Annotated in this window: 31 protein-coding genes, 1 tRNA gene and 1 pseudogene; 22 read left to right on the top strand and 11 right to left on the bottom strand. The window is 59.0% G+C overall.

Going from position 1 to position 25,879, the window contains the following annotated elements; all coding sequences use genetic code 11:
* Positions 1–51: 51 nt before the first annotated feature.
* Complete coding sequence (gene hflX, locus IGNI_RS01460) at positions 52–1,170, top strand: GTPase HflX (protein ID WP_011998318.1); 1,119 nt, start codon at positions 52–54, stop codon at positions 1,168–1,170.
* On the top strand, positions 1,167–1,358 hold the full coding sequence (locus IGNI_RS01455; protein WP_148202196.1) for a hypothetical protein: 192 nt from the start codon (positions 1,167–1,169) through the stop codon (positions 1,356–1,358). Before hflX ends, IGNI_RS01455 begins: the two co-directional genes overlap by 4 nt.
* On the opposite strand, the gene IGNI_RS01450 is transcribed toward IGNI_RS01455, so the two are convergent.
* Positions 1,341–1,847: a class I SAM-dependent methyltransferase gene (locus IGNI_RS01450; RefSeq protein WP_052569863.1), complete on the bottom strand. Its 507-nt coding sequence runs from the start codon at positions 1,845–1,847 to the stop codon at positions 1,341–1,343. The genes IGNI_RS01455 and IGNI_RS01450 overlap by 18 nt on opposite strands.
* Here IGNI_RS01450 and IGNI_RS01445 point away from each other — a divergent pair.
* The 3 genes from IGNI_RS01445 to IGNI_RS01435 are packed head-to-tail and all read left to right on the top strand — an operon-like array spanning position 1,828 to position 4,044.
* Positions 1,828–2,475 carry a type I 3-dehydroquinate dehydratase gene (locus IGNI_RS01445; protein WP_011998316.1) on the top strand — a complete coding sequence of 216 codons (648 nt, stop codon included), beginning with the start codon at positions 1,828–1,830 and terminating at the stop codon, positions 2,473–2,475. The two genes, IGNI_RS01450 and IGNI_RS01445, sit on opposite strands and share 20 nt — an antisense overlap.
* Positions 2,476–2,477: 2 nt before the next feature.
* A complete protein-coding gene (locus IGNI_RS01440; protein WP_011998315.1) occupies positions 2,478–2,837 on the top strand; it encodes a hypothetical protein in 360 nt (119 codons plus the stop codon).
* 52 nt (positions 2,838–2,889) lie between these two features.
* On the top strand, positions 2,890–4,044 hold the full coding sequence (locus IGNI_RS01435) for a DNA repair exonuclease (protein ID WP_011998314.1): 1,155 nt from the start codon (positions 2,890–2,892) through the stop codon (positions 4,042–4,044).
* On the opposite strand, the gene IGNI_RS01430 is transcribed toward IGNI_RS01435, so the two are convergent.
* The 3 genes from IGNI_RS01430 to IGNI_RS01420 are packed head-to-tail and all read right to left on the bottom strand — an operon-like array spanning position 3,959 to position 7,100.
* Entirely contained in the window at positions 3,959–5,146 is a 1,188-nt protein-coding gene (locus tag IGNI_RS01430) for a glycosyltransferase family protein (RefSeq protein ID WP_011998313.1), read from the bottom strand. The two genes, IGNI_RS01435 and IGNI_RS01430, sit on opposite strands and share 86 nt — an antisense overlap.
* A 40-nt stretch (positions 5,147–5,186) precedes the next feature.
* A complete protein-coding gene (locus IGNI_RS01425) occupies positions 5,187–6,872 on the bottom strand; it encodes an FAD-binding protein (protein ID WP_011998312.1) in 1,686 nt (561 codons plus the stop codon).
* Between the two features lie 42 nt (positions 6,873–6,914).
* A complete protein-coding gene (locus tag IGNI_RS01420; RefSeq protein ID WP_052569857.1) occupies positions 6,915–7,100 on the bottom strand; it encodes a hypothetical protein in 186 nt (61 codons plus the stop codon).
* Between the two features lie 261 nt (positions 7,101–7,361).
* Here IGNI_RS01420 and IGNI_RS01415 point away from each other — a divergent pair, with 261 nt between their 5' ends.
* From IGNI_RS01415 to IGNI_RS01395, 5 genes are all read left to right on the top strand, one after another.
* Positions 7,362–8,588, top strand: coding sequence for a phosphoglycerate kinase (locus IGNI_RS01415; protein WP_011998310.1), 1,227 nt, complete (start codon positions 7,362–7,364; stop codon positions 8,586–8,588).
* 81 nt (positions 8,589–8,669) lie between these two features.
* Positions 8,670–9,773 carry an amidohydrolase family protein gene (locus tag IGNI_RS01410; protein WP_011998309.1) on the top strand — a complete coding sequence of 368 codons (1,104 nt, stop codon included), beginning with the start codon at positions 8,670–8,672 and terminating at the stop codon, positions 9,771–9,773.
* 1 nt (position 9,774) lies between these two features.
* Complete coding sequence (locus IGNI_RS01405; protein ID WP_011998308.1) at positions 9,775–9,999, top strand: 30S ribosomal protein S17e; 225 nt, start codon at positions 9,775–9,777, stop codon at positions 9,997–9,999.
* Between the two features lie 13 nt (positions 10,000–10,012).
* Positions 10,013–10,330, top strand: a complete 318-nt coding sequence (locus tag IGNI_RS01400; RefSeq protein WP_011998307.1) for a 30S ribosomal protein S24e — start codon at positions 10,013–10,015, stop codon at positions 10,328–10,330.
* A gap of 11 nt (positions 10,331–10,341) precedes the next feature.
* Entirely contained in the window at positions 10,342–10,518 is a 177-nt protein-coding gene (locus tag IGNI_RS01395; protein WP_011998306.1) for a 30S ribosomal protein S27ae, read from the top strand.
* A gap of 4 nt (positions 10,519–10,522) precedes the next feature.
* On the opposite strand, the gene IGNI_RS01390 is transcribed toward IGNI_RS01395, so the two are convergent.
* Positions 10,523–11,170, bottom strand: coding sequence for an orotidine 5'-phosphate decarboxylase / HUMPS family protein (locus tag IGNI_RS01390; protein ID WP_011998305.1), 648 nt, complete (start codon positions 11,168–11,170; stop codon positions 10,523–10,525).
* A 74-nt stretch (positions 11,171–11,244) separates the two neighbouring features.
* Between IGNI_RS01390 and IGNI_RS01385 the strand changes: the two genes are divergently transcribed.
* Genes IGNI_RS01385 through IGNI_RS01370 form a run of 4 tightly spaced genes read left to right on the top strand, consistent with a single transcriptional unit; the run spans position 11,245 to position 15,681 of the window.
* The gene (locus IGNI_RS01385) at positions 11,245–12,639 is read left to right on the top strand and encodes a hypothetical protein (RefSeq protein ID WP_011998304.1); all 1,395 of its coding nucleotides are present in this window, start codon (positions 11,245–11,247) and stop codon (positions 12,637–12,639) included.
* Between the two features lie 37 nt (positions 12,640–12,676).
* Entirely contained in the window at positions 12,677–13,192 is a 516-nt protein-coding gene (locus IGNI_RS01380) for a hypothetical protein (RefSeq protein WP_011998303.1), read from the top strand.
* A 13-nt stretch (positions 13,193–13,205) separates the two neighbouring features.
* Positions 13,206–14,195, top strand: a complete 990-nt coding sequence (gene kae1, locus IGNI_RS01375) for a KEOPS complex N(6)-L-threonylcarbamoyladenine synthase Kae1 (RefSeq protein ID WP_011998302.1) — start codon at positions 13,206–13,208, stop codon at positions 14,193–14,195.
* A gap of 37 nt (positions 14,196–14,232) precedes the next feature.
* Positions 14,233–15,681 carry a DUF885 domain-containing protein gene (locus tag IGNI_RS01370; RefSeq protein WP_011998301.1) on the top strand — a complete coding sequence of 483 codons (1,449 nt, stop codon included), beginning with the start codon at positions 14,233–14,235 and terminating at the stop codon, positions 15,679–15,681.
* Here the strand turns inward: IGNI_RS01370 and IGNI_RS01365 are convergent.
* Entirely contained in the window at positions 15,678–16,061 is a 384-nt protein-coding gene (locus IGNI_RS01365) for a hypothetical protein (protein ID WP_011998300.1), read from the bottom strand. The genes IGNI_RS01370 and IGNI_RS01365 overlap by 4 nt on opposite strands.
* A 315-nt stretch (positions 16,062–16,376) precedes the next feature.
* Here IGNI_RS01365 and IGNI_RS01360 point away from each other — a divergent pair, with 315 nt between their 5' ends.
* Entirely contained in the window at positions 16,377–16,676 is a 300-nt protein-coding gene (locus tag IGNI_RS01360; RefSeq protein ID WP_011998299.1) for a hypothetical protein, read from the top strand.
* Here IGNI_RS01360 and IGNI_RS01355 read toward each other — a convergent pair.
* Both IGNI_RS01355 and IGNI_RS01350 read right to left on the bottom strand, forming a co-directional pair.
* Complete coding sequence (locus IGNI_RS01355; protein WP_011998298.1) at positions 16,673–16,858, bottom strand: hypothetical protein; 186 nt, start codon at positions 16,856–16,858, stop codon at positions 16,673–16,675. The two genes, IGNI_RS01360 and IGNI_RS01355, sit on opposite strands and share 4 nt — an antisense overlap.
* Positions 16,859–16,892: 34 nt before the next feature.
* Positions 16,893–18,359 (bottom strand): 2-isopropylmalate synthase, encoded by a 1,467-nt coding sequence (locus IGNI_RS01350; RefSeq protein WP_011998297.1) that lies wholly within the window; start codon positions 18,357–18,359, stop codon positions 16,893–16,895.
* A gap of 104 nt (positions 18,360–18,463) precedes the next feature.
* Between IGNI_RS01350 and IGNI_RS01345 the strand changes: the two genes are divergently transcribed.
* From IGNI_RS01345 to IGNI_RS01335, 3 genes are all read left to right on the top strand, one after another.
* Positions 18,464–19,126: a molybdenum cofactor biosynthesis protein gene (locus IGNI_RS01345; protein WP_011998296.1), complete on the top strand. Its 663-nt coding sequence runs from the start codon at positions 18,464–18,466 to the stop codon at positions 19,124–19,126.
* A 30-nt stretch (positions 19,127–19,156) separates the two neighbouring features.
* A complete protein-coding gene (locus IGNI_RS01340; protein ID WP_011998295.1) occupies positions 19,157–19,906 on the top strand; it encodes a metallophosphoesterase in 750 nt (249 codons plus the stop codon).
* Between the two features lie 91 nt (positions 19,907–19,997).
* A complete protein-coding gene (locus IGNI_RS01335) occupies positions 19,998–20,414 on the top strand; it encodes a hypothetical protein (protein ID WP_011998294.1) in 417 nt (138 codons plus the stop codon).
* 36 nt (positions 20,415–20,450) lie between these two features.
* Here IGNI_RS01335 and IGNI_RS07955 read toward each other — a convergent pair.
* Both IGNI_RS07955 and IGNI_RS01325 read right to left on the bottom strand, forming a co-directional pair.
* Positions 20,451–22,351: pseudogene (locus IGNI_RS07955) on the bottom strand (acetate--CoA ligase); the annotation flags it as partial.
* 120 nt (positions 22,352–22,471) lie between these two features.
* Positions 22,472–22,897 (bottom strand): universal stress protein, encoded by a 426-nt coding sequence (locus IGNI_RS01325; protein ID WP_052569855.1) that lies wholly within the window; start codon positions 22,895–22,897, stop codon positions 22,472–22,474.
* Positions 22,898–22,958: 61 nt separating this feature from the next.
* Here IGNI_RS01325 and IGNI_RS01320 point away from each other — a divergent pair, with 61 nt between their 5' ends.
* The 4 genes from IGNI_RS01320 (at position 22,959) to prs (ending at position 25,453) form a co-directional block, all read left to right on the top strand.
* The gene (locus tag IGNI_RS01320) at positions 22,959–23,195 is read left to right on the top strand and encodes a ubiquitin family protein (protein ID WP_011998290.1); all 237 of its coding nucleotides are present in this window, start codon (positions 22,959–22,961) and stop codon (positions 23,193–23,195) included.
* Between the two features lie 106 nt (positions 23,196–23,301).
* Positions 23,302–23,400, top strand: a tRNA-His gene (locus IGNI_RS01315).
* An 82-nt stretch (positions 23,401–23,482) separates the two neighbouring features.
* Positions 23,483–24,523, top strand: a complete 1,041-nt coding sequence (locus IGNI_RS01310; protein ID WP_011998289.1) for a pelota family protein — start codon at positions 23,483–23,485, stop codon at positions 24,521–24,523.
* Positions 24,524–24,556: 33 nt separating this feature from the next.
* Positions 24,557–25,453, top strand: coding sequence for a ribose-phosphate diphosphokinase (gene prs, locus IGNI_RS01305; protein WP_011998288.1), 897 nt, complete (start codon positions 24,557–24,559; stop codon positions 25,451–25,453).
* Here prs and IGNI_RS01300 read toward each other — a convergent pair.
* Entirely contained in the window at positions 25,422–25,874 is a 453-nt protein-coding gene (locus IGNI_RS01300) for an endonuclease V (RefSeq protein WP_011998287.1), read from the bottom strand. The two genes, prs and IGNI_RS01300, sit on opposite strands and share 32 nt — an antisense overlap.
* Positions 25,875–25,879 lie beyond the last annotated feature (5 nt).

Raw genomic sequence — 25,879 nt, 5'->3', positions numbered from 1 at the left:
AAAGAGGCTAAAGGGAGCGCCCGCGGGTGGTTTCGCTCGAAGGCGGCTCTCGTGGCTTGTAAGAAGAGGGCTGACTTCCAAGAGGCCTTGGCCCTCTGCGAGACCGCGGGCTACGAGGTGGTCGCTACCGTTAACTTCTGTAAGAAGCCGCACCCGGCCACTTACATAACGCCGGGGAAGCTGGAGGAGCTGAAGGCTACAATTAAGGAGGGCGGGGCAGAGGCAGTAATAGTTTACGGGAACCCCAAGCCCTCCCAGTTCTACAGGCTCAAGAAGGAGCTGGGCGTGGAGGTCGTCGACCGCACCAGCTTGATACTGAAGATTTTCGAACTCCACGCCGGGAGCAAGGAGGCCAAGCTCCAAACGGAGCTGGCCAGGCTGAAGTACGAACTGACGTTGGCGAGGGAGTACGTAAGGAGAGTGAAGATGGGCGAGCAAGTGGACTTCTTGGGCCCGGGCGAGTACGCGGCCAAGTACGTCATAAAGGCAATAAAAAGGAGGATAAAGAAGATAGAGGAAGAGCTCGAAAAGATAAGGACGATGAGGGAACAACAGAAGCTCCGCAGAGTGAAGCGCTTGCGCGTGCCGGAGGTGGCGGTAACCGGCTACACGTGCGCGGGGAAGACCGCTCTGGTCAACGCGCTGGGCAAGCTTAACTTGAAGGAAGGGCCTGAGATGTTCACCACCTTGGCCCCCAAGCACGTGAGGGTGAGCGTGTACGAGAACGGCTTGTACGAGGCTATATTCATTGATACGGTCGGCTTCATAGAGGGCATACCGCCGCAGATACTGGAGGTCTTCCACGCGACGCTCGCCGAGATAACTTATTCCGACGCCGCCGTCTTGGTCCTCGACGGGAGCGAGGAGCTGAGCAGGGCGTTGGACAAGCTCGAGAGCAGCTTGGCTACTTTGGCGGAGATAGGCTTCATTGGGAAGCCCTTGGTAATAGCGTTCAACAAAATAGACTTGGTGGACGACTACGAAGAGAAGGTCTTGGAAGTGGACGACTGGGCGAGGAGCCTATACCCTTGGACATGGGGGACCGTTCCCATATCCGCGAAGAAGGGGACCAACTTGAGGCGTCTCGTAATAGAAAGCGTGTTGGCCGCGCGGGGAGCCCGGAATATAAAAGAACCGGAGACTAACGTCTGCGGGAAGGGGGCTTGTTGAAGAAGAACTTATTGTTAGAGGCCCTCCTCTCCCTCGACGGGAAGGCTGACGTCAAGTCCGTATACGAATACGTAAAGGCGAGGGAGCCCAACATAACCCAAAAGGAGTTCGAGGAGATGCTTAAAGAGGCCCTCTCCAGCGGGGACAAGATAATAAGGAAGGGGGACGAGCTACTCATCGACGACTAAGCACACCAAGTCCGGCCTCGCCTCCTCGCACTTCCCAAAGCCTAAGCCCTTCCCATTCAAGGAGCTCACAACGGCCTTGCGACACGTCCTAGCGATCTCCTCGAGGGCCCTCTCGGGCTCGGGCACGTTCTGGAGCATCGTGAAGCTGTAGCACGTATCGAAGGACTTGCTCCTGAAAGGCAAGCTCCGGGCGTCCCCCAAGACGAAGTCCGCCGGACGGTCGCCCCTCTTCTTCACGGCCTCCTCCAACATTCCCTTGCTCACGTCCAAGCCTACGTATATGCCTTCCACGTGCTTCAGCAGTAAGGCCGTGCCGCACCCCACGTCTAAAACCCTCTTTGACGGCTTAAGCATCTTTAAACCAACGGCATACTTTTTCTCTTGCTCCTCTCCGTAGAGCTCGTCGTAACCCTTGGCTATCGCAGAATAATATCGAGCGCTGTCCCTAACCGCCTCCCAGGGGTCCCCCGTGTACGCGGTGGCGTCCATACCGTTTACCGACTTAGGGCAAGTTAAGAAGCTTATAATTAAGTCGGCCGCCGCCGGAGCGGACTTCGTGGAGCTCAGGTTGGACTATTGGACCCGCAAGGAGACGCCCCCGTTCTTGGAAATGATAGAGTTGGCAAGGAACTACGGCTTAGACGTGATAGTTACGGTCAGGGACCCGGAGGAGGGAGGGGTCTGGTCCCCTCCTTGGAGGGGGGAGGCCTACGAGATGGCCTCGGAGGCCGGAGCGGTCTGCGACGTGGAGGTTAAGAAGTTTAAGGAACTCCCTTGCGATAGGGCGATCCTCTCCGTCCACTACTTCCGGAAGCCTCCCCGGGAGGGGGAGGTAAGGAAGCTCTCCCAGAGGGCACTGGAGGCGGGGGCGTGGGCTTTTAAGGTAGCTACGGTAGTGACGGACTTTCCGTCGTACTTCTTGTTGTTCAGCGAGAGCGTGCACCCCAGGACGGCCTTCATGCCTATGGGCGAGGGGACGGAGGCCTTGAGGTTGGCGTCGGCTCTGCTGGGCAGCTTCTTGAACTACGGGAGCGTGGGGGAGGCCACCGCCCCGGGCCAAGTGAGCGTCCGTCAACTGACAAAAGCCTTGAGCGCCCTTGGGGGGCGCGGGGACTGACCGTGAAGGGGCCTTCGTCTGCCGTCTTGATCTTGCTCTTCTTAAGCTTCATAGGAATAGACGTAGCTCACGTCATTGGAGTAATAAAGACGTTCCCCTTCTTCTTGTTCGTCGAGAACTTGGTCTACGCGGGCATTTCGTTGGCCCTCCTTTGGGGCCTCCTCAAGGACAAGGACGTCTGGTGCCTAACCGCCTCGTTCGGCAGCTACTTGACCGGGAGGGTCTCTAGGAGCGTGATCACCCCTTACGGCACTCTGCCCAAGCTCGCCCTCCAGCACGTGCCCCTCTTGGCCCTCTCCCTCGCGCTGGCGCTTTTAGGGCTGTGGGGCTGCTACCGGAGGGCCGTGAGCGGATCGAGGTAAGCCGAGGCGAGTGAGGTAGTTATCCCCGGGCGAGCCCTCAAGGGTGGTCGCGTTGCTGATCGTCCACGCCGCCGACGTCCACTTGGGCAAGAGGCAGTACGGCTTGAAGGAGAGGGAGGAGGACTTCTACAAGGCCTTCGAAGACTTGGTGGAAGCCACGATAAGGGAGAAGGCCGACGCCCTCGTAATAGCTGGAGACTTGTTCGACACCCCCGTGCCGGACAGCACAATGAAGCCGTTCAAGGTCGCGGTCGAAGGGGTAAGGAGGCTGAGGGAAAATGGCATAGAAGTGATAATGGTTGCCGGGGACCACGACATACCGAAGGTGAGGGGATATCCAGCTATAGCTTACTTGAGCGAGCTGACCGGGGCCAAGCTGCTCAGGGGGGAGCTGGGGGCCAAGGGGTACGAGCTCAAGGGCTTTACCTTCTACGGGGACGACGCCGTCACCCCCTCCAAGAGGGGGCCCCTGGAGCGCTTGAGGGCGGTCAAACCTAAGAAGAACTCCGTCTTGCTCCTTCACGTAGGCCTGTGCAGGGCGCTCCCCTTCAGCTGTGTGGACGAGGGCCTGTTGCCCAAGGGCTACAAGTACTACGCGCTCGGCCACGTCCACAAGCCCACAGTCTTGGAGGTCCACGGGGCGCCCGCCGCCTACCCGGGCTCCTTGGAGGCCACCACAGTTGACGAGGTGTTGTGGGAGTCTTCGGACAACCCGTTGTTGAGGCGGGGACCCTTGCTTGTGGACTTAGGGGGCGACGAGGCCCAGATAGTAGGCAAGTTAAACGTATACAACAGGAAGCAGATAATAAAGAAGTACGAGTTACCGAAGGACTACAAGAGGGCGCTCGCGGAGGCGGAGTCCGTACCCCAAGGCGCGGTGGTGCACCTTTACCTAACCGGCAAGGTGGGTAAGGACGCCGTAAGGGCGATATCCTCCAAGTTCCAAGCGAGGGCGTTGACCGTGAGGGTGAACTTCCTCGCGGAGGAGGAAGAGGAAGTGGAGGAGACCGTCACGAACTTTACGGGGCTGGAGGACTTGATAATAGAGTTCTACGGGAAGGAGCTCGGCCGGCTCCTCTACGAGCTCGTGAAGGCGGCACAAGAGAGGAGGTCCGACGAGCTCAAGAGGGTCGCCGAGGAGATCTTCGAGAGCGGAGCGTGGCGTAGAGCTCAGCGTGCCTCCTCGCAACGCGGTCGACGGCGGTGAAGCGCGCGTACGCCAAGGCCCCCGGGTTGCACAAGTTGCCCCTCAAAACCTCGTCTATCGCCCTCCTCAAGGCTTGTTTCATCGTAGGCAGCGGGTCGTCTATGTCGAAGGGGTGGAAGGCCTCCGGGTAGTTGCGGACGTCCCCTATCTTCGGGACCACTATGTGTTTCCCGCAAGTCAACGAGTCGTGGACTATGCCGGAGGCCTCTTGGGTGGGGTCCGAGTAAGGGAGCAAGACCACGTGGGCCGAACAAGCCCTCTCTATCAGCTCCTCTTTAGTCATCATTTTCTTCACTATCCTTATCTCCAGCCCCAGCTTCTCGGTGTACTTAGATATCTCGTCAATGAAGTCCTTCATGTATTGGTACCACCTCTCCCCCGCCTCGTCTTGTGTGGTGCCCACCACGGTGTACCTCAGCGGGACCTCCAAGCCCTCCAAGGCCAAGCTCACGAGCGCGTGGACCGCCCAGTCGTACCTCTTGGTCGGCCTGATGAACCCGGGGGTGACTATCTCCACGCGCTCCACCTTTTTACTCATCATATTTCTACATTTCTCAATAATCTCGTCTATCTTCCACGAGGGCTTGGGGGTGAAGTGAGGTATTAGGACGGCCTTCATCTTCCCCAGCCACGGGAGGAGCTCGTAGCCCCGGAGGGTGTGCACCACTAGGAGGTCGCTGAAGGCTTGGGGTATGTAAGGCACCAGAGCGCTTATCAAGAACCCCCTCATCGTTTCTATCAAGCTCTCCTTGACGTACGGAAGGCTAAACTTGACGTAGTTCTCAATGGCTTGTTTGGGCGTTAACACCGTGTGGAGAGTGGTGATGTCCCTCTTCCTCAAGAGCTTTAGGGTCAAGTAGTAGAATATCTGCGACCAGCCGAAGTGGCCCTTGAAGAGGCCGTATTCGTGTTGGGTGTGCACCAGCTCCCCGCGCGAGGCGCAGAGCGCCGCCCTCACGGAGTCCGCGTAGCTCTCCTTCTTCAAGTCGCAAACCTCCACGTCCACCCCAATGGCCTTGAGCCACTTGACCAGGGCGTCCCCGTACTCCTTTATTCCGCATTTCTTCCTGCTGAAGTCGTAGACCATCGCTACTTCGGACATTTCTTCGCTTCCTAGGGTTAGGACTAAGGGGAGAAATAGGTTAGTACTTCCTCTCTTGGGGCGGCCACCTAGTTATCGTTACAGGCAGCTTCTCCATCTCCCAAGTCCCCTTCCAGCGCATGATCGTGTGCGCGAGCCAGTTCTCGTTGTCCCTCTTGGGGTAGTCGGAACGGTAGTGCGCCCCCCTGCTCTCTGTCCTCCACAAGGCGGCCGTAGCGGTCGCGTAGGCGTTCATTACCATGTTTATAGTTTCGTGAGCGGCGACTAGCTCGTAAGCGCCGGGGCCTCCCGAGCCCTTCACGTACTTGGTCATGTTCATTAGCTCTTTCAACTTCTTGACGGCCGTCTTGAGGCCCTCTTCGTTTCTCTCTATGCCTACGTAATTCCACATGATTTCGCCTACCTCCTTCCTAAGTTGACCAAAGCTCAAGCCGCTCTCGGAGGTAGTGGGAAGCCAGAGCCTCGCCTCGGCCTCCGACAAGGCCTCCTTCGGGGGCTCCGAGTAGCCGACCTCCTTCGCGTAGGCGGCAGCGGCCATACCGGCCCTCCTGCCGAACACTAAGGTCTCCAGCAACGAGTTGCTGCCCAACCTGTTGGCCCCGTGAACGCTCACGCAAGCGGCCTCGCCGGCCGCGAACAAGCCCTTCACCTCCGTGGCGCCGTCCAAGTTGGTCTTGACCCCGCCCATGGTGTAGTGCGCGGCCGGCCTTACCGGTATGGGCTCCTTAACCGGATCCACCTTGGCGAACTTTATGGACACTTCCCTAACCAAGGGGAGCCTTTCGTTTATCTTCTCCTCCCCTAGGTGGGTCAGGTCGAGGAGCACGTAGCCCCCTTCGAAGCCCCTCCCCTCTTTAATCTCGTTCATTATCGCCCTCGCGACCACGTCCCTCGGGGCGAGCTCCATCCTCTCGGGGGCGTACCTCTTCATGAACCTCTCTCCGTTCTTGTTGATAAGGTACCCTCCCTCGCCCCTGGCGGCCTCGGTTATCAGTATGTTGGAGGGGTAGAGGGCGGTGGGGTGGAACTGGATGAACTCCATGTCCGCCAAGGGGGCGCCCGCCCTGGCGGCGATCGCGTAGCCGTCCCCCGAGTTCAGATAACTGTTCGTTGAGAACTTGTACATCAACCCGCCCCCGCCCGTGGCGAGTATCACTGCCTTGCTCTTGATGAAGTAGACGTCCCCGCTCTTGACGTCAAAGCCTATAACGCCGTAAACCTTCCTCTTGTCACTAACGACGTCGGTAACGTAGAACTCGTAAAGCATGTCTACGCCTTCAGCCAAGGCCCTTTCGTAAACCGTATGGAGCATACACATACCAGTCTTGTCTGCGGCGAACCTAGTGCGGGGGTAGGTGTGGCCCCCGAAGGGCCTCCTTGCGATCTTCCCGTCGGGGTCCCTGGAGAACAAGCAGCCCCACTTCTCTAGCTCCAGTATCGCCCTCTCGGCGTCGAAGGCCATGAGCTCCACCGCGTCTTGGTCGGCCAGCCAGTCCGAGCCCTTCACGGTGTCGAAGGCGTGCTGGAGGGGCGAGTCCCTAGGGTCGGAGGCGCCCTCGATGTAAGCGGCGACCCCGCCCTCCGCGGCGGAGGAGTGGCTCCGGACCGGGTGGGACTTCGCGACCACCAGCGCGCTTGCCCCGTGGCGCCTCGCCTCGATCGCCGCCCTGAGGCCCGCCAGGCCCCCTCCAACTACGACGACGTCATAGGGACCGAGGGTTTCCAAAACTTCCTCCTCCGGGGAGCTTGAGGGCTCGGGCTTTTACCCTTACTGCGCCTTGGGACAGCTCCCGTAGAGGGGACAAGTCTCGCAGCTCCCGCTCTCCTCAGAGCGGTATATCGGGCACTCCTCGTAGTTCCCGAAACAAGGGTACTCCGAGGGGTCGACCGCCATGTCCGCCGCTCTGCAGTGCACCAAGCCTCCCCTGGCCGGTATGGCGTAAGGACAGACCAACTCGAACGACCGAGGCAGCCCTTTCGAGAAGGGGGTTAAAGGTGTTCCGGCGCACAAGCCCGGCCCATCGCCCGCCGGGACGACGGCCGGTCGCCGGGCGCTCGCCCCTCGGCCGGAACGCTATTTTGTCTAACGCCCCGGGAGGGGGTTTAGGGAATGAGGAAGTGGGCAGCCCCTGAGCGAGTGATGTGCCTAGTCTCACTCCGACCCCCGCTTGCCCTATAACCAAGGGCCTCGCTAGAGAGGTCGGGAAGACCCTCCTTGAAGTTGGAGGAGCTCCCCACCTTGGATGATATAGACGTTTCAAACAAAAAAGTATTGTTGAGGGTAGACTTCAACAGCCCCGTAAAGGACGAGGAGCTCTTGGACGACTCGAGGATAAGGGCCCACGTGCCCACGATAAAGGAGCTCTTGGAAAAGGGGGCAGCGGTCGTGGTGATCTCCCACCAAGGGCGCCCGGGGGAGGACGACTTCATCACCTTGGAGCCGCACGCCAAGAAGCTCTCGGAGGTCCTCGGCCAGACCATAAACTTCGTGGACGACGTGATGGGCCCCGAGGCCCGGAGGAGGATAAAGGAGCTGAAGCCCGGGGAAGTCCTCTTGCTCGACAACGTCAGGTTCTTAGCGGAAGAGAACATAAACGCTCCCCCGGAGGTACAAGCGAAGACGTACCTCGTTAGGAGGCTGGCGAAGCTGTTCGACGTTTACGTAAACGACGCCTTCGCCACCGCCCACCGGTCCCAGCCCAGCGTGGTGGGCTTCCCCTTGGTCCTCCCCTCAGCGATGGGAAGGGTGATGGAAAAGGAGGTAAAGGCGTTAAGTAAGGTGTTCAACCCCCAAGTCTCCCCCAAGATATTCGTGCTGGGAGGGGGGAAGGTGCCGGACACCATAGTTATAATAGAGAACTTAGTGAAGAACAAGGTTGCCGACAGGATACTGACTACCGGGCTTGTGGCGGAGGTATTCTTGGTCGCTAAAGGGGTAGACTTGGGAGAGAAGAACATGGAAGTGCTGGAGAAGAAGGGACTCTTGGGGCTCATACCCAAGGCCAAGAAACTCTTGCTGGCCGGGGCACCTATAGAGACTCCGTTGGACTTCAAGACCGTGGACGAGGAGGGGAACGTGAGGGTAGAGCCGGCCTTCTCGGTGACGGGGCTCATAAGGGACGTGGGGCCGGCGACCGTCAAGACCTACGGGGAACTGATGAAAGACGCGAGGGTAATAGTCATGAGGGGTCCCGCCGGCGTCATGGAGGACCCGCGCTTCCGCGAGGGCACCCGGGAGCTGGTCAGGCTGGCGCTTGAGAGCGGCGCCTTCACCATCTTCGGCGGGGGCCACTTAACTGCCGTGATCAAGGAGCTAGGTATGGAGGACAAGGTAGGCCACATAAGCACCGGCGGGGGCGCGCTACTGAGCTTCCTAGCCGGCAAGGAGCTGCCGGCGCTCAAAGCCTTAGAGATGTCCAAGGAGAGGTTTTGGAGCAAGTAGCCTCGGCCGAGAACCGAGTCCTCACCCCTCGGCGCCCATGACAGCTCCTCACCGGCCCCCTACAGAAAACCGAGGGAGGTATTGAGGTTGTTAGCGATTAGGTCGAAGTACGCCCTAGTGGGCGAGGAGCTGGAGCTCGTGGAGGAAGTGGAGCTCGTCTGGGAGGGAGGGAGGCTCGTCGACTGGTACCCGACGACCAAGAAGGTTTCTGACTTGTTGGTTATGCCTGCCTTAGTCAACGCCCACACTCACTTGGCGGACTGCTACTTCCCGGATGCCTGGCTTAGGGAGAGCTTGAGCGAAATAGTGGACCCGTCCAAAGGCCTTAAGAGAAAGGCCTTAGAGGAGGCTGACATTAAAGAGGCAATAAAGATGGGGATGGAAGCTCTGCGCTCCACCGGCTCCTTTGCGGCCGCGGACTTCCGCGAGGGAGGGGCGAAGGGGCTGAAGGAGGCGCTGGAAGCGAGGGAGGAGGGTTACTTGCCCTTCGGGAGGGTGGAGAAGGAGGAGGACTTGGAGGAGGTCTTGAGGCTCGCCCACGGCCTCGGGCTGCCCGAGCCCGACTTCCCTACCCCGGACCTCGCAAGGAGGGCCGCCGAAGCCTTTAAGGCCGCCGGAAAGCCCGTGGGGCTCCACTTGGCGGAGGTGAGGAAGGAGCCGGTCCAAAAGGCCTTGGACTTGGGCGCGGACTTCGTGGTCCACGGCTGCTTCTTAGAGTACGAAGACTTGGAGGAGCTGAAGAGGAACGGCGTAGCCTTGGTGGTGTGTCCGCGCTCCAACCGCTGGTTCGGCCTCAAGCCGAAGGTTAAGGAGGCGATAGAGGTGGGGGTGAAGCTGTTGTTGGGGAGCGACAACTGCACCTTTAACAAGCCGGACCTCTGGAGGGACTTGGAGGCCAGCGCGTTCGAGCTGAGGTCCGAGGGCGCGTTCGACGACGAGGCTGCGAGGGAGTTGCTGAAAGCCGTAACGACCAACGCAGAGAAGCCGCTGGGCCTTCCGTGGAAGACCGCGCTGGTCGAGGGGTCCCGGTGGCCGGCCCTCTTGATGGACTCCAAGCTCCTAGCCTTGGACAGGTCGAAGAATAAGTACGCTACAATAGTTAAGAGGGGCGGGCCGGAGGCGTTGGTGGGCGTCGTCGGGAAAGCAAAATTAAATCGGCCTTGGTCCAGCGCGGGGTGGCGATAGATTGGGGAAGGTAAGGATCAACGTGGTTAAGAGGACCGCGAGGAAGCTCCTCCAGATGTACCCGGACTTGTTCACTAGGGACTTCGAGCACAATAAGAAGGTAGTAAGCCAATTAATAGAGGTTAACTCCAAGAAGCTGAGGAACCAGATAGCCGGCTACATAACCCACCTGAAGAAGGTTGAAGAGAGGAGGCAGAAGGTCGAGCTCAGAGAGGAGTACTTGTGAGGGGTGAGGGGGGTTGAGCGAGTTCGAGGTCCAAGTGGTTAACAAGAGGTGGAACCCCTTAGCGGAGAGGGAGGAGCTGGACCTAGTGCTGGTGCACGTGGCGAAGCCCACTCCCTCGAGGTGTGAGGTAGAGGAGAAGGTTGCCCAAATGCTCGGGGTAGACAAGAAGTTGGTGGTGGTGACCAAGCTGTTGAGCGAGTACGGCATCGGGCGGACCAGGGCCAGGGCACACGTATACAAGAACTACGAGAGGTTGCAGAAGTTAGAACCGGAAAAGGTTAAGAAGCTCCACGAGCAGTGCTCCCAGGCTCAAGAAGCACAGGCCCAGTGAGGTGATGGGAGGTGCCCAAACACGCCCAAGTGAAGCCCCACTTGTTGTACGAGTGGGACTACGAGAAAGGGATCATAAAGCCCAAGAACAAGAGGTGTCCGCGCTGCGGCAGCTTCATGGCACACCACTTGAAGCCCGTGCCCAGGTGGCACTGCGGCAAGTGCGGCTACACGATCTTCGAAAAGTAAGGGCCTACCTCCCCAAAGCCTTAAGGAGCTCCTCAACGGCCTTTTCTGGATTCGGGGACTTCGTTATATAACCCCCAACCACCACCACGTCCGCCTTCCCTACGAAGGCCCTCGCGGTCTCCGGGGTTATGCCCCCGGCCACCGCAACCACTAGCCCGAGCGACCTAACCCTCTCCGCCAGCGCCGCCAAGTCGGCCGCAGTGACGCCGTAGGCCCTCTGTTGGGATATCCCTACGTGTAGCTCAACCGCCCTAACTCCGAGCTCCTTCAGCCTCTTAGCCCTCTCCACCGGGTCTTTCAAGTGCATCATGTCGGCCACCACCACCTTCCCCCTCCTCTCCGCCTCCTCCACGGCCTCCTTTATGACGGAGTCGTCGGAGAACGCCATGACGGTCATCGCGTCGGCCCCCGCGTCGAAGGCTATGGAGGCCTCCAAGGCCCCGGTGTCGCAAGTCTTGGTGTCGGCCAGCGTAGGCTTGCCGAGCGCGGCTATCGCGGAAACGGCCTTAGAACCCTCAGACTTTATCAACGGGGTCCCGACCTCCAATATGTCGGCCTTCAGCGCCTTGACCGCGACGGAGATCGCACTCGGTATGGTCGTGAAGTCCAAGGCTACTTGTAAGAGCGGCCTCTCCCTCCTCTCCCAGACCAAGGCCTTTCCCGGCGCGTAGGGGTCCGCCCCAACCCTTAACGTCTCCGTCGGGCAGAACGCGGGAGAGGGTCGAAGTGTTCGCGCTGGGGCCTAAGGAGGCCGAGAGCTACTTGTCGTTCTCGTACTTCCTCAAGTACGCGGCCGGAGTGGAGGTCCCCATTCCAGTCCTCTACGGGCCCCCTAGGATAGGTAAGTCCGAAGTAGTGAAGAGGTCATTCGTGACGTTCGTAAGGGCGGTGGCTAAAGACATCGTAGAGAAGGACTTCCTAGGCCTCTTCGAGGAGGGCTCTAAGGAGCTCAAGGAGAGGCACGCCTCGTTGAGTAACGTGATAGCTACGGGGAACAAACAGCTGATCGCCGAGGCCCTCGAGGAGGTGGACGAGGAGACCATGTTCATAGCCACTTCCTTCTCCTTGGCCGACAAGTGCGACAACGACCCTTCGTGTTCTAACTTACACAGGATAATATCTACCATAAACAGCAAGAAGGTCAATGAATTTTACGAAAAGGTGGTACTGACCAGAGCTTTCGTCCCTACCAAGGACGGACTAAAGGCGTGGGAGGAGGGCGTGATGTACTATAAAGACCAGCTGAACGTAGACGAGTACGACAACAAGTTCGTATACGTAGAGCTCCACGCCTCCGAGCTGAGCGAGGAAGATCTAGAGGGAATGAACGTAATTAAGGAAAACTTCTTCACTAAGGTTCCGCCCAAGTGGGCCTCAGCCCTTTCGGTCTCCCTGGCCGGCTTGCTCCATATAGAGAACGCTACGGTCCTCCCGTGGAACGCCTTGTCTAAGCTGTTGGACGTCTTGATAACTAAGAGGATAGGTATGTGTGAATTCGGCAAGCTGAGCGTGCTGAGCGGCCCCGACCCCTCCTACGCGGAGGTCACCTTAATCCCTTCATACGTCTCGAGCGGCAACTTGGAATACGTAAGAGTGAGGGCCCCCACGGTGAGGGAGTGGAAGGAACAGCTGGACGACGAGGGGGAGGAGTGGGCGGAAGAGGTCTACTACTTCCTCCAAGTCACCTCGCCCAACCACGGCGAGGGCGTGAAGTACGAGGAGTTGAGGGGGGTGGTTGAGGAGGTGAGCAAGCGTGTCAAGAGCTACGACACCTTCTTGCCTCCCCCGGAGGTGGTGAAGGAGTTCGAGAACCGCTTTACTCCGTACCCCACCCCCAAGGCCTGGAAGGCCCTAGCTAAAGCCTTGGCCGTAAGCAAGGCCGAGGTGGCCCCCCTGGCCTTCAGCTACTTGGGGGACGAGAGCGTGGCGGAGCTCTTCGTGGAGTTCGTAGGCAATTACGCTGAGGCCCTCAGCGCCCCGGAGAAGCTTAAGGAGCTGGCGAGCTCGAAGGACCTAGCAGCGAGGGTCGCGCTGGCCGCCTTGACCTTCAGGGCCCTCGAGGGGGACGAAGAAGTTAAGAAGCTGTTGGAGGAGGCCGGAATCGAGGTGAGCTCAAAGTAACTTTTTTAAAGACTTACCGACGAGTAGGTAAAAACGGATGCGCGCTTTGGTAGACGATTCTCTCCTATCCGAACTCAAGATCGAATTCTTAGAGAACGTCGCGTTCAACCTCCTCTATGAAGAGGCCAAGAACTTGTTCGGGGAGGTCGCGGCGAGGCAGCTGGTGTACAAAATCATGAAGGAGGCCTCCAAAAGTATGGTGGAGCGCTTTAGGTCTCAAGGCTTGTTGAATGTAAACGACGTAACGACCGCGCTCTCCTTGCCGTGTAAGGCCTTCGGGGTCGCGGCCTCGTGCGAGCGGGAGGGGGACAAGCTGCTCGTCCGGGTGCGCGAGTGCCCCCTTCTGAAGTTCGACGAGGACAAGAGCGGTAGGGCCTGCATCACGATGATGTCTCTAGTCGCCGGGATGGTCGAATCCGTGACGGGGAAGAGGGTTTGCATAATAACGCCGAGGGTCCGCTTCGGAACTTCCTCTGCTGACCTCGTCATCAAGATGTTGAAGAGCAAGCTCCTAGGGGACGAGGAGTGCTTATTCGAGGTCCGGGCCAAGTGACCCGGAGGACGCCTTGTACGTCCTCGGCATAGAGAGCACCGCCCACACCATAGGGGTGGGAATAGTTAACGAGAGGGCAGAGGTGCTGGCGAACGAGATGCACACCTACGTGCCGAAGGAAGGCGGGATCCACCCGAGGGAGGCCGCGAGGCACCACGCGGAGTGGGGGCCGAGGCTCGTAAAGAGGGCCTTGGAGGTGGCGGGGCTAAGGCCGGAGGACTTGGACGCGGTGGCCTACAGCGCGGGCCCCGGGCTGGGGCCTTGTTTGAGGACGGGAGCCGTCATGGCGCGGGCCCTCGCCGCCTTCTACGAAAAGCCCCTAGTGCCGGTCAACCACTCGTTGGCTCACATAGAGATAGCTAGGGCCGTGACCGGCTTCTCTAAACCCGTAGCGATTTACGTATCCGGGGGAAGCACGATAATTTCTGCCCCAGCGATAAAGAGGTACAGGGTGTACGGGGAGACCTTAGACATAGGTTTGGGCAACTTGTTAGACACCTTCGCCAGGGAGGTGGGGATAGGGCCCCCCTTCGTCAAGGGAGGGGTACACGTGGTGGAGCTCTGCTCCGAAGGGGCGGAAGAGCCGGCGGACCTCCCCTACACAGTCCAAGGGGTGGACCTCTCCTTCTCGGGCCTCTTAACGGCAGCCCTGAGGGCGTGGAAGAAGGAGGACAAGAAGAAGGTATGCTACGGCCTCTGGGAAACCGCTTACGACATGGTGGTGGAAGTGGGCGAGAGGGCGTTGGCCCACTCCAAGCTAAAGGAGGTGGTCCTAGTGGGGGGCGTGGCGGGCTCGAAGAGGCTCCAGCGGAAGGTGGCGCTCATGAGCGAGGAGAGGGGCGTCTCCTTCAAGCCCATACCTTACGAGCTAGCGAGGGACAACGGCGCCATGATCGCTTGGACCGGCTTGCTCTACTACAAGCACGGCTTCACCGTCGCTCCCGAGGAGGCGTTCGTGAGGCAGAGGTGGAGGCTGGACGAGGTAGAAGTTCCGTGGCTTTAAATACGCCCGACCCCTAAAGGGCTCCCGGTATAAGCTCTTGAAACCGATCAACGAGATTGTCAAAAAGTGGTTCGAGCTCAACCCTCACTACGCCTCGGCGATGGGACTTAGGGAGTACGACTTCAAGGTTCCGTCCCTCAGCAAGAGGGCCGTAGAAGAGCTGGTGGACTGGTGCTTGGAGGGCGCGGCGAAGCTCAAGGAGTGGACCCCGGACGACGAGGAGCTCGAGGTGGACAAGGGGGAGGTGGTCAGACAGCTGGAGGTAGAGGTGCTGCTCGAGGGGGAGTGGAGGCCTTGGAAGCACTACCCCGTGGCCCCCTCGCTGGCCTCCGAGCTCTTGTTAACGGTATTGCTCTCCCCCGCTTCGGAGGACCACAAGAGGGCTGCTCTGGCGAGCAGGCTAAAGGCCTTGCCCAAGCTGTTCGAAGAGAGCAAAGAGCTGTTGGAGAGGCCTAAGTCCTTATGGGTTAACTTGGCTAGGGCTGAGATTCAAGGCCTCAAATTGTTGTTACTGGAGCTGGGCGCCCCCGAGGAAGTCAAGAGGTCCGTGGAAGAATACGACAAGTGGTTGGACGGGCTCGAGGCGGACGAGGGCTACCAGCCAATGGGCGAGAGCTTGTTCTCGACGCTCTTACGGGTCAGAGGGATAAAGGCCAGCGCCGAAGAGCTGGAAGCCTTAGGTAGGAAAAAAGCGAAGGAAATAGTTGAAGAGCTCGGAGAGCCTCCAGAGGGCAAGGAGGTTAGCGACCTCAAGGGGGCCTACTCGGAGGCCGTGAGCAAAGCCAGAGCCTTCGTCAAGGAGAGGAAGCTCGTGCCGCTGGCCCCAGACGAGGACTTAGAGGTCATAGACACCCCCGCGCCCCTCAGGCCGACCATCCCCTACGCCGCCTACGACCCTCCCCAGCCCTTCTCACCCTACAACGTGGGCTACCTGTTGGTCACCCCCGGCTCCGCGAAGAAGGACTACTTCGACGTGCTGAACACCGCGGTCCACGAGACCTACCCCGGCCACCACGCTCAGTTGAGCTTCCACTTGCCCTCGAAGTATAGATACTTGGCGTCCGCGACCGACTACGTAGAGGGCTGGGCCCACTACGCGGAGGAGCTCATGTTCGAACAAGGCTTCGAGGCCCACCCGCGCTACGCTTGGCAAGTGAAGAAGGACGAGCTGTGGAGGTGGGTCAGAGTTTACGTGGACGTGGGCTTGAGCACGGGCAAGATGAGCTTTGAGGAAGCGGTGGAGGAGTTGAAAAACGTGGCCATGTTGGACGAGTCCTCGGCCTACTCGGAGGCCTTGAGGTACACCTTGACGCCCGGGTACCAGCTGTCCTACTCCTACGGGAAGATGAGGTTGAAGGAGCTGAGGGAGCTCTACCGGGAGTACGCGGGCAGCTCGTTCAGCTTGTACGAGTTCCACGCGACCGTGTTGGGCTACGGGGCGCTGCCGGTGGACGTGCTGTCGGAACTCCTCCTCTCGAAGTTCTAAAAACTGTTAGACTTCAAACTCCAAAAGTTAGACATCTCCTTCTTCTCTTCTTCCTTCAACTTTCTCTTCTTCAACGTACACATGATTACCTTTACTGCGTCTTCCAGCTCGTCTATTAAGACGTCGTCGAAAGCGAACAAGAGCTCGTTGGTTAGCTTGGCGTCCTCGAGGAGGTCGTCGCTTATGTCCTCGCACTCCAACAAGTAAACGTCGTCCTTGTCGACCATGATGGTTTTCGCCTTCTCCTCGCCCTCGATCATGGTTATTACCGGCCTTATCTTCAAGACCTCACTTATGCACTTGGTGTGGGTCTTCATCAAGTCTTCCAAGGTAGCGTCGCTGGGTCTCTCTAGGCACTGCTGGTAGACTTCCGTTAACACCTCGTCCAGGTAAACGGAGTAGCCGTCCTCGTGAAGCAGAAATAAACTCTTGTCAAGAACCTCTTCCGCTATGGCGGCTACACCGTCTCTAACTTCAGTCGCGCCTTTTTAAGCAGATCCTACTGAGGGGGCACTTGGAACACCTAGTCCTCACCGTCTTCACTTCCTTCAAGCGAACCTCCTTCACGCAAGCTCACCGGCACGCAAGACTCGCAGAACTCTTCTGTCCTTTTTGTGTAAGTGCCTTTTATTCGGAAGTACACCTTGCGGCACCAAAACTTATCAAGAACGGAGGTTTTAGTCCTTGGGGTCGCCTTGCAGCTCGACTGGGTCCCCGAGGAGGCGCTGCGTGAGGTCCTAGAGGAGATAGAGAAGGAGAGGAGGGTGAGGAAGGTGAACAAGAGGAGGCCGACCAGGAAGGACTTGATGAAGGTTATAGTAGAGGCGCTCTCCGCGGGGCCCTCGCCCCAAGAGTTCGTGGACGTGGTCTACGAGATCTTGGAGCAGAAGGGCTTCGAGACTAAGTTCACTAACGTGAAGAGGATATGGAGGACGTACGAGGAGATGGTGAAGAAAGGCTTCATACAAGATTATTTAGACGTGGTGAAGCGCTAAGGCTTGTCGGCGCTCACGTGGTGGAGCAGTATCGCCGCCCCGCCCGAGGCCGCGGTCGCCGCGGCGAGGGCCAAGGTCCCCTCCGCCCCCAAGCCGTTGGAGTCTGCGACCACCGCCAAGGCTATTAACAATATTATGAAGGTTATAGAAAGGGCTAACTCGACCTTCTCCAACAAGCTCACTGGGGGTCCCGGCTTACTGGGAGAGGAAAAGCTCTTATCTCCTCTCCGCGAGGTCCAGCAGCGCCACCGCTTTGGCCTTCAAGTCCTCCGGGAGCCTGTCCCAGTACTTCTTGATGAGCTCCGGCGCGTGCTTGGCGACCAGCGCCAGCATCTCGGCGTCGCTCAAGGCAGTCAAGCGGCCGTGCTCGAACTGCTTCATGACGTCCTTGTATATCGCTTGCACCTTCGGGTCCTTCTTGCTCACTTGTTCCTCCCCCTTTAGGTCGAAAGTCTTGTTTATCCAGTAGACTATGCCGGCCAAGCCCGCGTAGGGAGTTATGGCGACTCCGGGCTTCACGCCCAAGATCCCTTCCGTGTCGAAGGGCAAGTAGGTCTCCGGGTTCTTCAAGAGCCCGTCCGCGTGGATTCCGGCCCTCGTCACGGCGAAGTTCCTCCCTACTATGGGGTAGTAAGGCGGTACCTCGTAACCCAGCTCGTCGCGGTAGTACTTGGCTATCTCGGTTATCACCTTAGTGTTCATCCCGTCAAACCCGTGCTTCAGCTGGGCGTAGGCGAAGACTAAGGCCTCTATCGGCACGTTGCCCGCCCTCTCGCCTATCCCTAACAGCGTGCCGTTGTTCAGCCCGGCGCCGTAGAGCCAAGCGCTCACCGCGTTAGCCACTCCTAAGTGGAAGTCGTTGTGGCCGTGGAACTCCAGCCACTCGCTCGGCACGCCGCAGACGTGGCGGAGGACCCAAGTTAGCTTGGGGATGCTCCTAGGCAACATCGCCTCCACTATGGGCACGCCGACGCCCAGCGTGTCGGGGTACCTAACCTTCACCGGGAGCCCGTACCTCTCGCTCAACTTCATTAACTTTCGGACGAACGGGACTACCACTTCGAATATGTTTGCCCTAGTTATGTCCTCCAAGTGCACCCTGGGTATTATGTCCATCTTAAGGGCCTCCTCCACGACGCTCAAGTACTTCTCTACGACTTTGCCCCTGGAAGCCTTAAACTTGAAGTATATGTGGTAGTCGCTTATGGAGGCGAGTATTCCGGTCTCCTCCAAGCCGGCCTCCTTAACCAAGCTGAGCTCTTCCTTCTTCGCCCTTATCCACCCGGTGGGGATCGGATATTTGTAGCCCAGCTCCTTTACCCTCCTCACTGCCTCCTTGTCCTTCTCTGTATACAGGAAGAACTCTGTGGTCTTAATCTTCCCTAAGGGGCCTCCGAGCTCGTGTAAGTACTTGTACAAGCGCACTATCTGCTCGACCGTGTAGGGCTCCCGGGCTTGCTGGCCGTCTCTGAAGGTGGTGTCCGTTATCCATATCTCTGAGGGCAGCTCCGTAGGGAGTATTATGCCGTCGAAGAACACGCGCGGCACTTCCTTGAAGGGAAAAATGAACTTGTAGAGCTCGGGCGACGGCGAGTCTATTACCTCGTAGTCGGGGAAGTCTATTGCCTCCTCCCTAACCTTCCTCAGGAACTCGGACCTAGCCTCTCGTGTACGGTAGTACATGTTGCGGAGCCCCTACCAGTTACCCGTTCCATTTATATAAGCTTGGGCGCGGACGACCGCTCCCCTCAAATCCCGCGGGGGCGTAACGAAGGCGGAGGCGCGAGTTGAAGGTCAAGTTGAAGTTGTACGCTATGTACAAGGACGCGCTCGGTGAGGCCGCGGAGCTCGAGTTGCCGGAGGGCTCTAAGGTGGCCGACCTCAAGAGGAAGGTTCTCGAGCTGTTGCCGGAGGGCTACCCAGAGCCCGTGGTCTTGAAGGACGGCAGGTTCGCCGAGGACGAAGAGCCCTTAACGGAGGGGGAGTACGAGCTGGTGCCCCCCGCCGCCGGCGGAGGGGGGAGGGTGGTGCTCACCGAAGAGGAGGACTGGAGCTTGGACGGCTTGGTGGAGGAGTTGGGCGACCCCGAGTCGGGTGCCACGGTAATCTTCGTTGGGACGGTAAAATCTAAAGGATCTAAAGTATTAGAGCTAATATACGAAGCTCATCCGAGCGTGAAGGAGTTTATGGAAAAGATAGTGGAGGAGGAACTGAAGAAGTGGGGGGCCTTAGACGCGAGGGTGGTGCAGTTCTTAGGGCCCCGTAAGGTGGGACAAAAAACCTTGATAATAGCAGTTAGCGGAAAGGATAGGGAGAGCGCGTTCAAAGCCGCTAGGGAGATCTTAGAGAGGTTGAAGCACGAGCCCCCGATATGGAAGAGGGAAGTGAGGACCGACGGCGAGTACTGGATAACCGGGGAGGGCGAGCTGAGGCGCTCCCCTAAGTATTAACCCCTACGTCCCTAAGCTCTGGGGTCCCGAGTGGAAGCCGTAGAGCTAGAGCGGGGACTTTACGCCACCCCTCAAGGGGCCTTGCTGTACAAGGGCTATGCAATAATAGCGGACCTCCACTTGGGCTTCGAGGAAGAGATGAGCAGAAAGGGGGTCTTCTTGCCCCCCGCCCAGCTTAGGAGGGCGCTGGAGGTCCTAGAGAGCGTCTCCAAGGCGGTCAAGAAGGTCGTCGTAGCGGGCGACTTGAAACACCAGTTCGGAAGGCTGGGCAAGATGGAAAAGAGGGACGTAGAGGCCTTCTTGTCGGCGGCTCAGAAGAAGGGTGTGGAGTTGGTGTTAGTAAGGGGGAACCACGACAATTTCGTCAAGAAGCTGGTGGAGGACGCCGGGTTCGAGGTGGTGGACGAGCTGGACTTGAGCGAGGGGGTGAAGGTAATCCACGGCCACAAGGCCGCGGAGCTGGGCGAGGTAACTATTATGGGCCACGAGCACCCGAGCGTGGCGCTGAGGGACCCGGTGGGTGCCACTGCGAAGTTCCCGTGCTACCTAAAGGTCCCCTCGCGGAGGGGAGTGGTCGTGGTGTTGCCTGCGGTGGGCCTCTACCAGTCCGGGACCAGCGTTACTCCAAATAGAGAAGCTTACTTGTCGCCTATACTGAAGGAGCTGGACCTCAAGAAGGCCGTCCCCTACGCCGCGGACCCGGAGCTGGGGGTGGTAGAGCTGCCCGCTCTGGAGGACTTGGCGGGCCTGCTCGTGGAGGAAGCTCCCTTGGGCCGATGAGGATCGCGTACTTGGCCGACTGGGTGAGGAGCGGGTCACGGGACGGAGGCCTATTACACCCCCAGAGGGCCTTCTCTCTTGGGAAGGAGCCGTGATAAGCGCGAGGTCGGCCCAGAAGGCAGCCCTCAAGGGCTTGGAGAACGCCTTGGGAGGGTTCATAGGCGAGCCTCAAGTGGAGGTGCAAGAGGGCGAGGGTTCCCTCTCAATGAAGATAGTCTTCGAGGTAGTCAAGGAGGGCCAGATAAGCGCCGGCGGCGAGACTAGGAAGGTAAAGCCCGGGAAGTACGAGATGAACGTGGAAGTCACCTTTGGGAAGAGGGGTAACATGTTAGAGGCCCACTTCTCCGGCAAGTGCGGCGAGAGCGCCTTGAGCGACATGTACGTCGTGGAGGAGAACAAGCTGGACTACGTTAGGAACTGGCTCAGCGACAAGGTAGGGGCCCTAGCGGTCCAGTGCGCGACCGAGGCCGAGGAGACCGCGGACATAGGCGGGGTCTTGGGTTGGTAAGTTTTTATTTAAAGTGAAAGAAAGGGTTCCTCGAGGTCACATTCCTAAGTCTCTCCTCAACTCCTCTACCGCCCTCTTCACTTCCTCCACGGACGCCTCGTCCTCCAAGGTGCTCAAGTCTCCCAAGGGCTGGCCGCTTATCACCGCCCTAAGCACCCTCCTCATTATCTTTCCGCTCCTAGTCTTAGGCAACTTGGTAACGAAGTGTATCTCGTCCGGAGTGGCGACGGGGCCTATGGTCTCCCTTATCCACTTCCTCAGCTCATCCCTCAGTTCGTCGCTGGGCTGGTAACCCTCCTTCAACACTACGAAGGCCACTATGCCCTCTCCCTTGACCGGGTGGGGCTTGCCCACCACCGCCGCCTCGGCCACCGCGGGGTGGGCGACGAAGGCGCTCTCTATCTCCAAGGTGCCCAGCCTGTGGCCGGCGACCTTGATCACGTCGTCCGCCCTACCCAATATCCAGAAGTAGCCGTCCTCGTCCTTCATCGCGTAGTCGCCGGTGAAGTACCACCCGGGGAACTTGCTCCAGTAGGTCCTCACGTACCTCTCCGGGTCTCCCCAGATACCGTGCAACATGCCGGGCCACGGCTTCCTTATGACCAAGTAGCCCTTAGTTCCGGGAGGCGCGGGGTTGCCGTTGTCGTCCACCACCTCGGCGTCCACGCCGGGCAACGGGAAGGTGGCGCTCCCCGGCTTCAGGGGGACCAGCTCTATCCCGGGGGCGGGGCTTATCATTATGTGCCCGGTCTCCGTCTGCCACCAAGTGTCTACTATGTGTGCCCGGTCTCCGTCTGCCACCAAGTGTCTACTATGGGACACTTGCCCTTGCCGACGTGCTTGAAGTACCACCACCACGCCTCCGGGTTTATGGGCTCGCCGACGCTGCCCAAGATCCTCAAGGTGCTGAGGTCGTGCTTCTCCACCCACTTCTCGCCATACCTCATGAACATCCTTATAGCCGTGGGAGCCGTGTAGAAGGTAGTTACACCGTACTTCTCAATTATGCTCCACCAGCGGTCGGGCTTGGGGTAGTCGGGGGCGCCCTCGTACATGAGGGTAGTGGCCCCGTGGAGCAAGGGGCCGTAGACCACGTAGGAGTGGCCGGTGATCCAGCCTATGTCTGCAGTACACCAGTGCAAGTCGTCGTCCCTTATGTCGAATACCCACTTCATCGTAGCGTAGACTCCTACCATGTAGCCCCCGGTGTCGTGAATTATCCCCTTGGGCTTGCCGGTGGTGCCGGAAGTGTAGAGGATGAAGGAGGGGTGCTCGCTCTCCACCCACTCGGGCTCCGCGTAGTCCTCCGCGCCCTCCATGAGGTCGTCCCACCAGTAGTCCCTGCCCTCGACCATGTTGACCTCCTCGCCCAGCCTCTTGTAAACCACCACGCTCTCCACGGACGGCGTCTCCTCCAAAGCCTTGTCCACTATTTCCTTGAGTATGAGCTTCTTCCCCCTCCTCCACATGCCGTCGGCCGTTATCACGACCTTAGCTTGAGCGTCGTTTATCCTCTCCGCCAACCCCTTCGCAGAGAACCCGGAGAAGACCACGCTGTGGATCGCGCCGACCCTCACGGTCGCCAGCATAGCGACGACTGCCTCGGGAACCATGGGCATGTAAATGGTCACTCTGTCTCCCTTCTTAACGCCCAAATCCTTCAGCACGTTGGCGAAGCGGTTTACTTCCTTCCAGAGCTGGTAATAAGTCATGACCCTGGTCTCGCCGGGCTCGCCCTCCCAGATTATGGCGGCCTTGTTCCTCCTCCAAGTCTTAACGTGCCTGTCTAAGGCGTTGTAGGATATGTTGGTCTTCCCGCCCACGAACCACTTGAAGTAGGGGGCCTCGCCCTCGACTACCTTATCCCAACCCTTCTTCCAATAGAGCTCCGAGGCGATCTCCGACCAGAAGCCCTCCGGGTCCTCGAGGGCCCTCTTCCTCATCTCGTGGAGCTTTCCAGTAGGGACCACGCCCTTACTGATCGGTAACACAGTCTTCTGTTCTTCGGTCAAGGACACACCTCATGACTTTCTACCGCTCAGAGGCCTAATCTACCTTTAGCCCTTTACGATGAGCACCGGTACGTTGCTTATCCTAAGCACCTTATCTGAAACGCTACCCAAGAGCGCCCTCTTGAGGCCCTTGAGGCCGCGGGAGCCCACAATTATCATTGAACAGCCCTCCTCCGCCGCCGTCTCCACTATCGCTTCCGGCGGAGGCCCCTTCTTCACCAGCCCCCTAGCCTTGACGCCTTCTTCGTTCAAGTACTTAACTGCGTCCTCCACCAAAGAGTTAGCCCTCCTCTCCAGAACTTTCAGCTTTTCCACGTCTAAGTTACCTAAAACTTCGTTTAGTTTCTTTATATCTATAACGTAAAGTACTAAGAGCTCCGAACCAGTTTTCTTCGCTAACTCCTTCGCGAAGTGTAAAGCTTTCCGAGAGGGGGGTGAAGCGTCGTACGCCAGCAACGCGCACTCCAGCAAAGCCCAGAGCCCTCGGGGGCCCGTTAAAGCGCGGGTGAAGTAACTTCACGAGGCTGTGAGGATGGTGGAACTGAGGCTCTGGGACGGCCGGAGGGCGGAGCTAGAGGCCAAGAACTTGAAGGAGTTGTTGCTCTGCGCCCGGAAGCTCTTCGGCTTGGAGAGGTACGTCGACGAGGACGGAGAACCCAAGGCAATATTGCTAGTATTCGTCAACGGCGTAGAGAGGTCGGCTCTGTTGGACGAGAGCTTGGAGGACGGCGACGTGGTGGAGCTCTACCCGGTACTTCATAGGGGGTAAAGGCTCAGAGTTCCGAACCCTCGGGGCCGAGGCTCCGGCGCGGTCCCGTGCTCCAACTTTTTAAACCTTCCAGGGAGCGGAACGCTGGGGCGCCGCCCGGAAGCTGGCCGCCGTAGCTCAGCTGGTTAGAGCGCGGGACTGTGGAGGCCCGGCTGAGGCCGCGGAGATCCCGAGGTCCCGGGTTCAAATCCCGGCGGCGGCCCCACCAAAGCCTCTCACGGCTTACATTCCTCGAGCGCCGCGTCCCAACGAATTAACTCTTCCCGGAAGGCCCTCCGGGGTCCAAAGTGCGAGTCTTAGAGGTCAACGAGTCTAAGGGGGAAGTCAAGGTAAGGGTGGAAGACGAGGAGGACGTGTGGATCTTACACAGCGCCTTGAGGCCCGGGGACTTGGTCCGGGCGAGGACCGCCAGGAGCGTGGCGGGGAGCTCCGGCAAGGAAAAGATACCCATGACGTTGACCATTAAGGTCACGGGCTCGGAGTTCCAAGCGTTCAGCAACGTATTGAGGGTCAAGGGGGTAGTCGTAGAGGGGCCGGACAAGTTCGGCTTAATAGGCTCGCACCACGCGATAAAGGTCTACCCGGGGAAGGAGATAACCATAATTAGGGAGAGGGGCCTCGCGCAGCTCTTGGAGAGGCTCAAGAAGGGGGAGGAGAGGAAGCCCCAAGTCCCGGTCCTCGCTGTGGACTACGACGAGTACTCCTTAGCGGTGGTCAGGGGACAAGGAATAGAGTGGGTCTTCGAGGGCTCCCTCAGGCTCCCGGGGAAGGGGGACGAGGGCCGCGAGGCGGCGACCGAGAGGAAGATAAACGAGCTGGCGAAGAGGGTTTCTGAGGAGCTGAAGTTAAGAAACCTCGACCACGTGGTAGTGGTGGGCCCCGGGTTCCTTAAGGACAAGGTCGCCCAACGCTTGTCCGAGGAAGGCTTCAAGGTTAAGGTGGACAGCGCCTCCTCCGGGGGGAGGGCGGGCGTCTTAGAGGCGATAAGGAAGGGCTCCTTGAGGGGGGTCGCGAAGGAGCTGGAGAGCATCAAAGCTCTCGAGGCCCTCGAGGAGTTCGTGAAACACGTCGCCCGGGGCGACGGGTACGCGCTCTACGGGGTCGACGACTGTATGACCGCCGCCCAAGCGAACGCGGTTAAAACCCTCATAATATCGGACGACCTCTTGCACTCCCCCGACTTAGGGGAGAGGGCGGTGGAGTTGGTGGAGCTCGCGGAGAAGAAGGGCGCGGAAGTGATAATAGTGCCCAAGGGGACCGAGGCTTGGGAGAGGCTGAGGCCCTTCGGCGACGTGGTGTGTTTGCTGCGCTTCCCCATTTCTCTATAGGCTCCCCCTCGTCCCCGGAACCGGGAGAAGGCAGTGGGTAAGGTGCTATGCTTGACCCCGCCCAAGGGGCTGTGCGACGGCTTGGTGGCTTCCTTGAACGCCGAGGCCCACTTCATAGAGAGGAAGAAGTTCCCGGACGGGGAGAGCTACGTGCGCATACCCATACCCGTCTCGGGCGAGGACGTACTGGTCGTACACACCGGCTTCCCCGACCAAAACGATAGGGTAATAGAAGTCTTGCTCACCATAGATACCCTCAAGGACCTAGGCGCCGAGAGCGTGACCTTGCTCATGCCCTACATGCCCTACGCAAGGCAAGACAGGAGGTTCAGGGAGGGGGAGCCCGTCTCGATAAAGACCTTGCTCAAGACGCTTTCTAACCTAGACTTGGACTACTTGGTAGTAGTGGACATACACAAAGAGTACTCCTTGAGCGAGTTCGGAGGGGGAGCGTTCAACGTCAGCGTCTTACCTTACTTAGCCGAAAAGATAAAAGACGAGGTCGAGGACCCCTTGGTGCTCGCCCCGGACCGGGGCGCCACTGCTAGGGCGAAGAGCGTCGCGTCCGTTCTAAAGGCGCCTTGGGACTACTTGGAGAAGAGGAGGGACAGAGTGACGGGCGAAGTGACCATAAGGCCTAAGGAGATAAGCGCGGAGGGCAAGACCGTAATAATAGTAGACGACATGGTGTCCACTGGCTCAACGCTGGCCTTGGCGGCGAAGCAGCTCAAGGCGGCCGGGGCCAAGAGGGTCCTAGCGCTGGTCGCGCACGCGCTCATGGTGGGCGACGCGGAGAACAAGCTCCGGGAGGCCGGAGTGGAGAGGGTCATAACGGCTAATACCCTAGCTAGGGACTATCCGACGATAACTAAGGTAATAGACGTGAGTGAGTACCTATCTAACTTCCTAGTGGAGAAGGGGCTCGCGTGAGCCAGAGCCCCGCCGCCGAGGCCAGCTCGTGTGCTAGTATCACCTCTTCCGGCAGCCCCCTCCTAACGCTCCTCTCTTCAATTATTTTCAATGCCTCTTGGTAGTCCATCCCGTAAGGCGCGACGCAGAGCTTGTGGGGCCCCCTCTTGAAGCACTTCACCCTCCTTAGGTACTCCTCCGCTACCTCCCGAAAGCGGTCGTCGCCGTAGAGCCTCCTGGCTACCGGCACAGCCTTGGTCACGCGGGGTACGAACTTACTCACCACCACTGCCCTTTCGAACTTCGAGGGGTCCACGTAGCCCAAGCCACAGATGGTTATGCTATCTATTATCACGACGTCGCCCTCGGCCAAAGGCAAGAAGGCCCCAGTCACGTCGCCGGGGTCCTTCTTGAACGCGTGCGCTTGGAGCCTTACGACCACGGGGG

Origin of the sequence: Ignicoccus hospitalis KIN4/I (assembly GCF_000017945.1) — an archaeon.
GTDB classification, from domain to species: Archaea; Thermoproteota; Thermoprotei_A; order Sulfolobales; family Ignicoccaceae; genus Ignicoccus; species Ignicoccus hospitalis.
The sequence above is the reverse complement of the archived record's forward strand: the minus strand, read 5'-3'. Positions and strand labels throughout refer to the sequence as shown.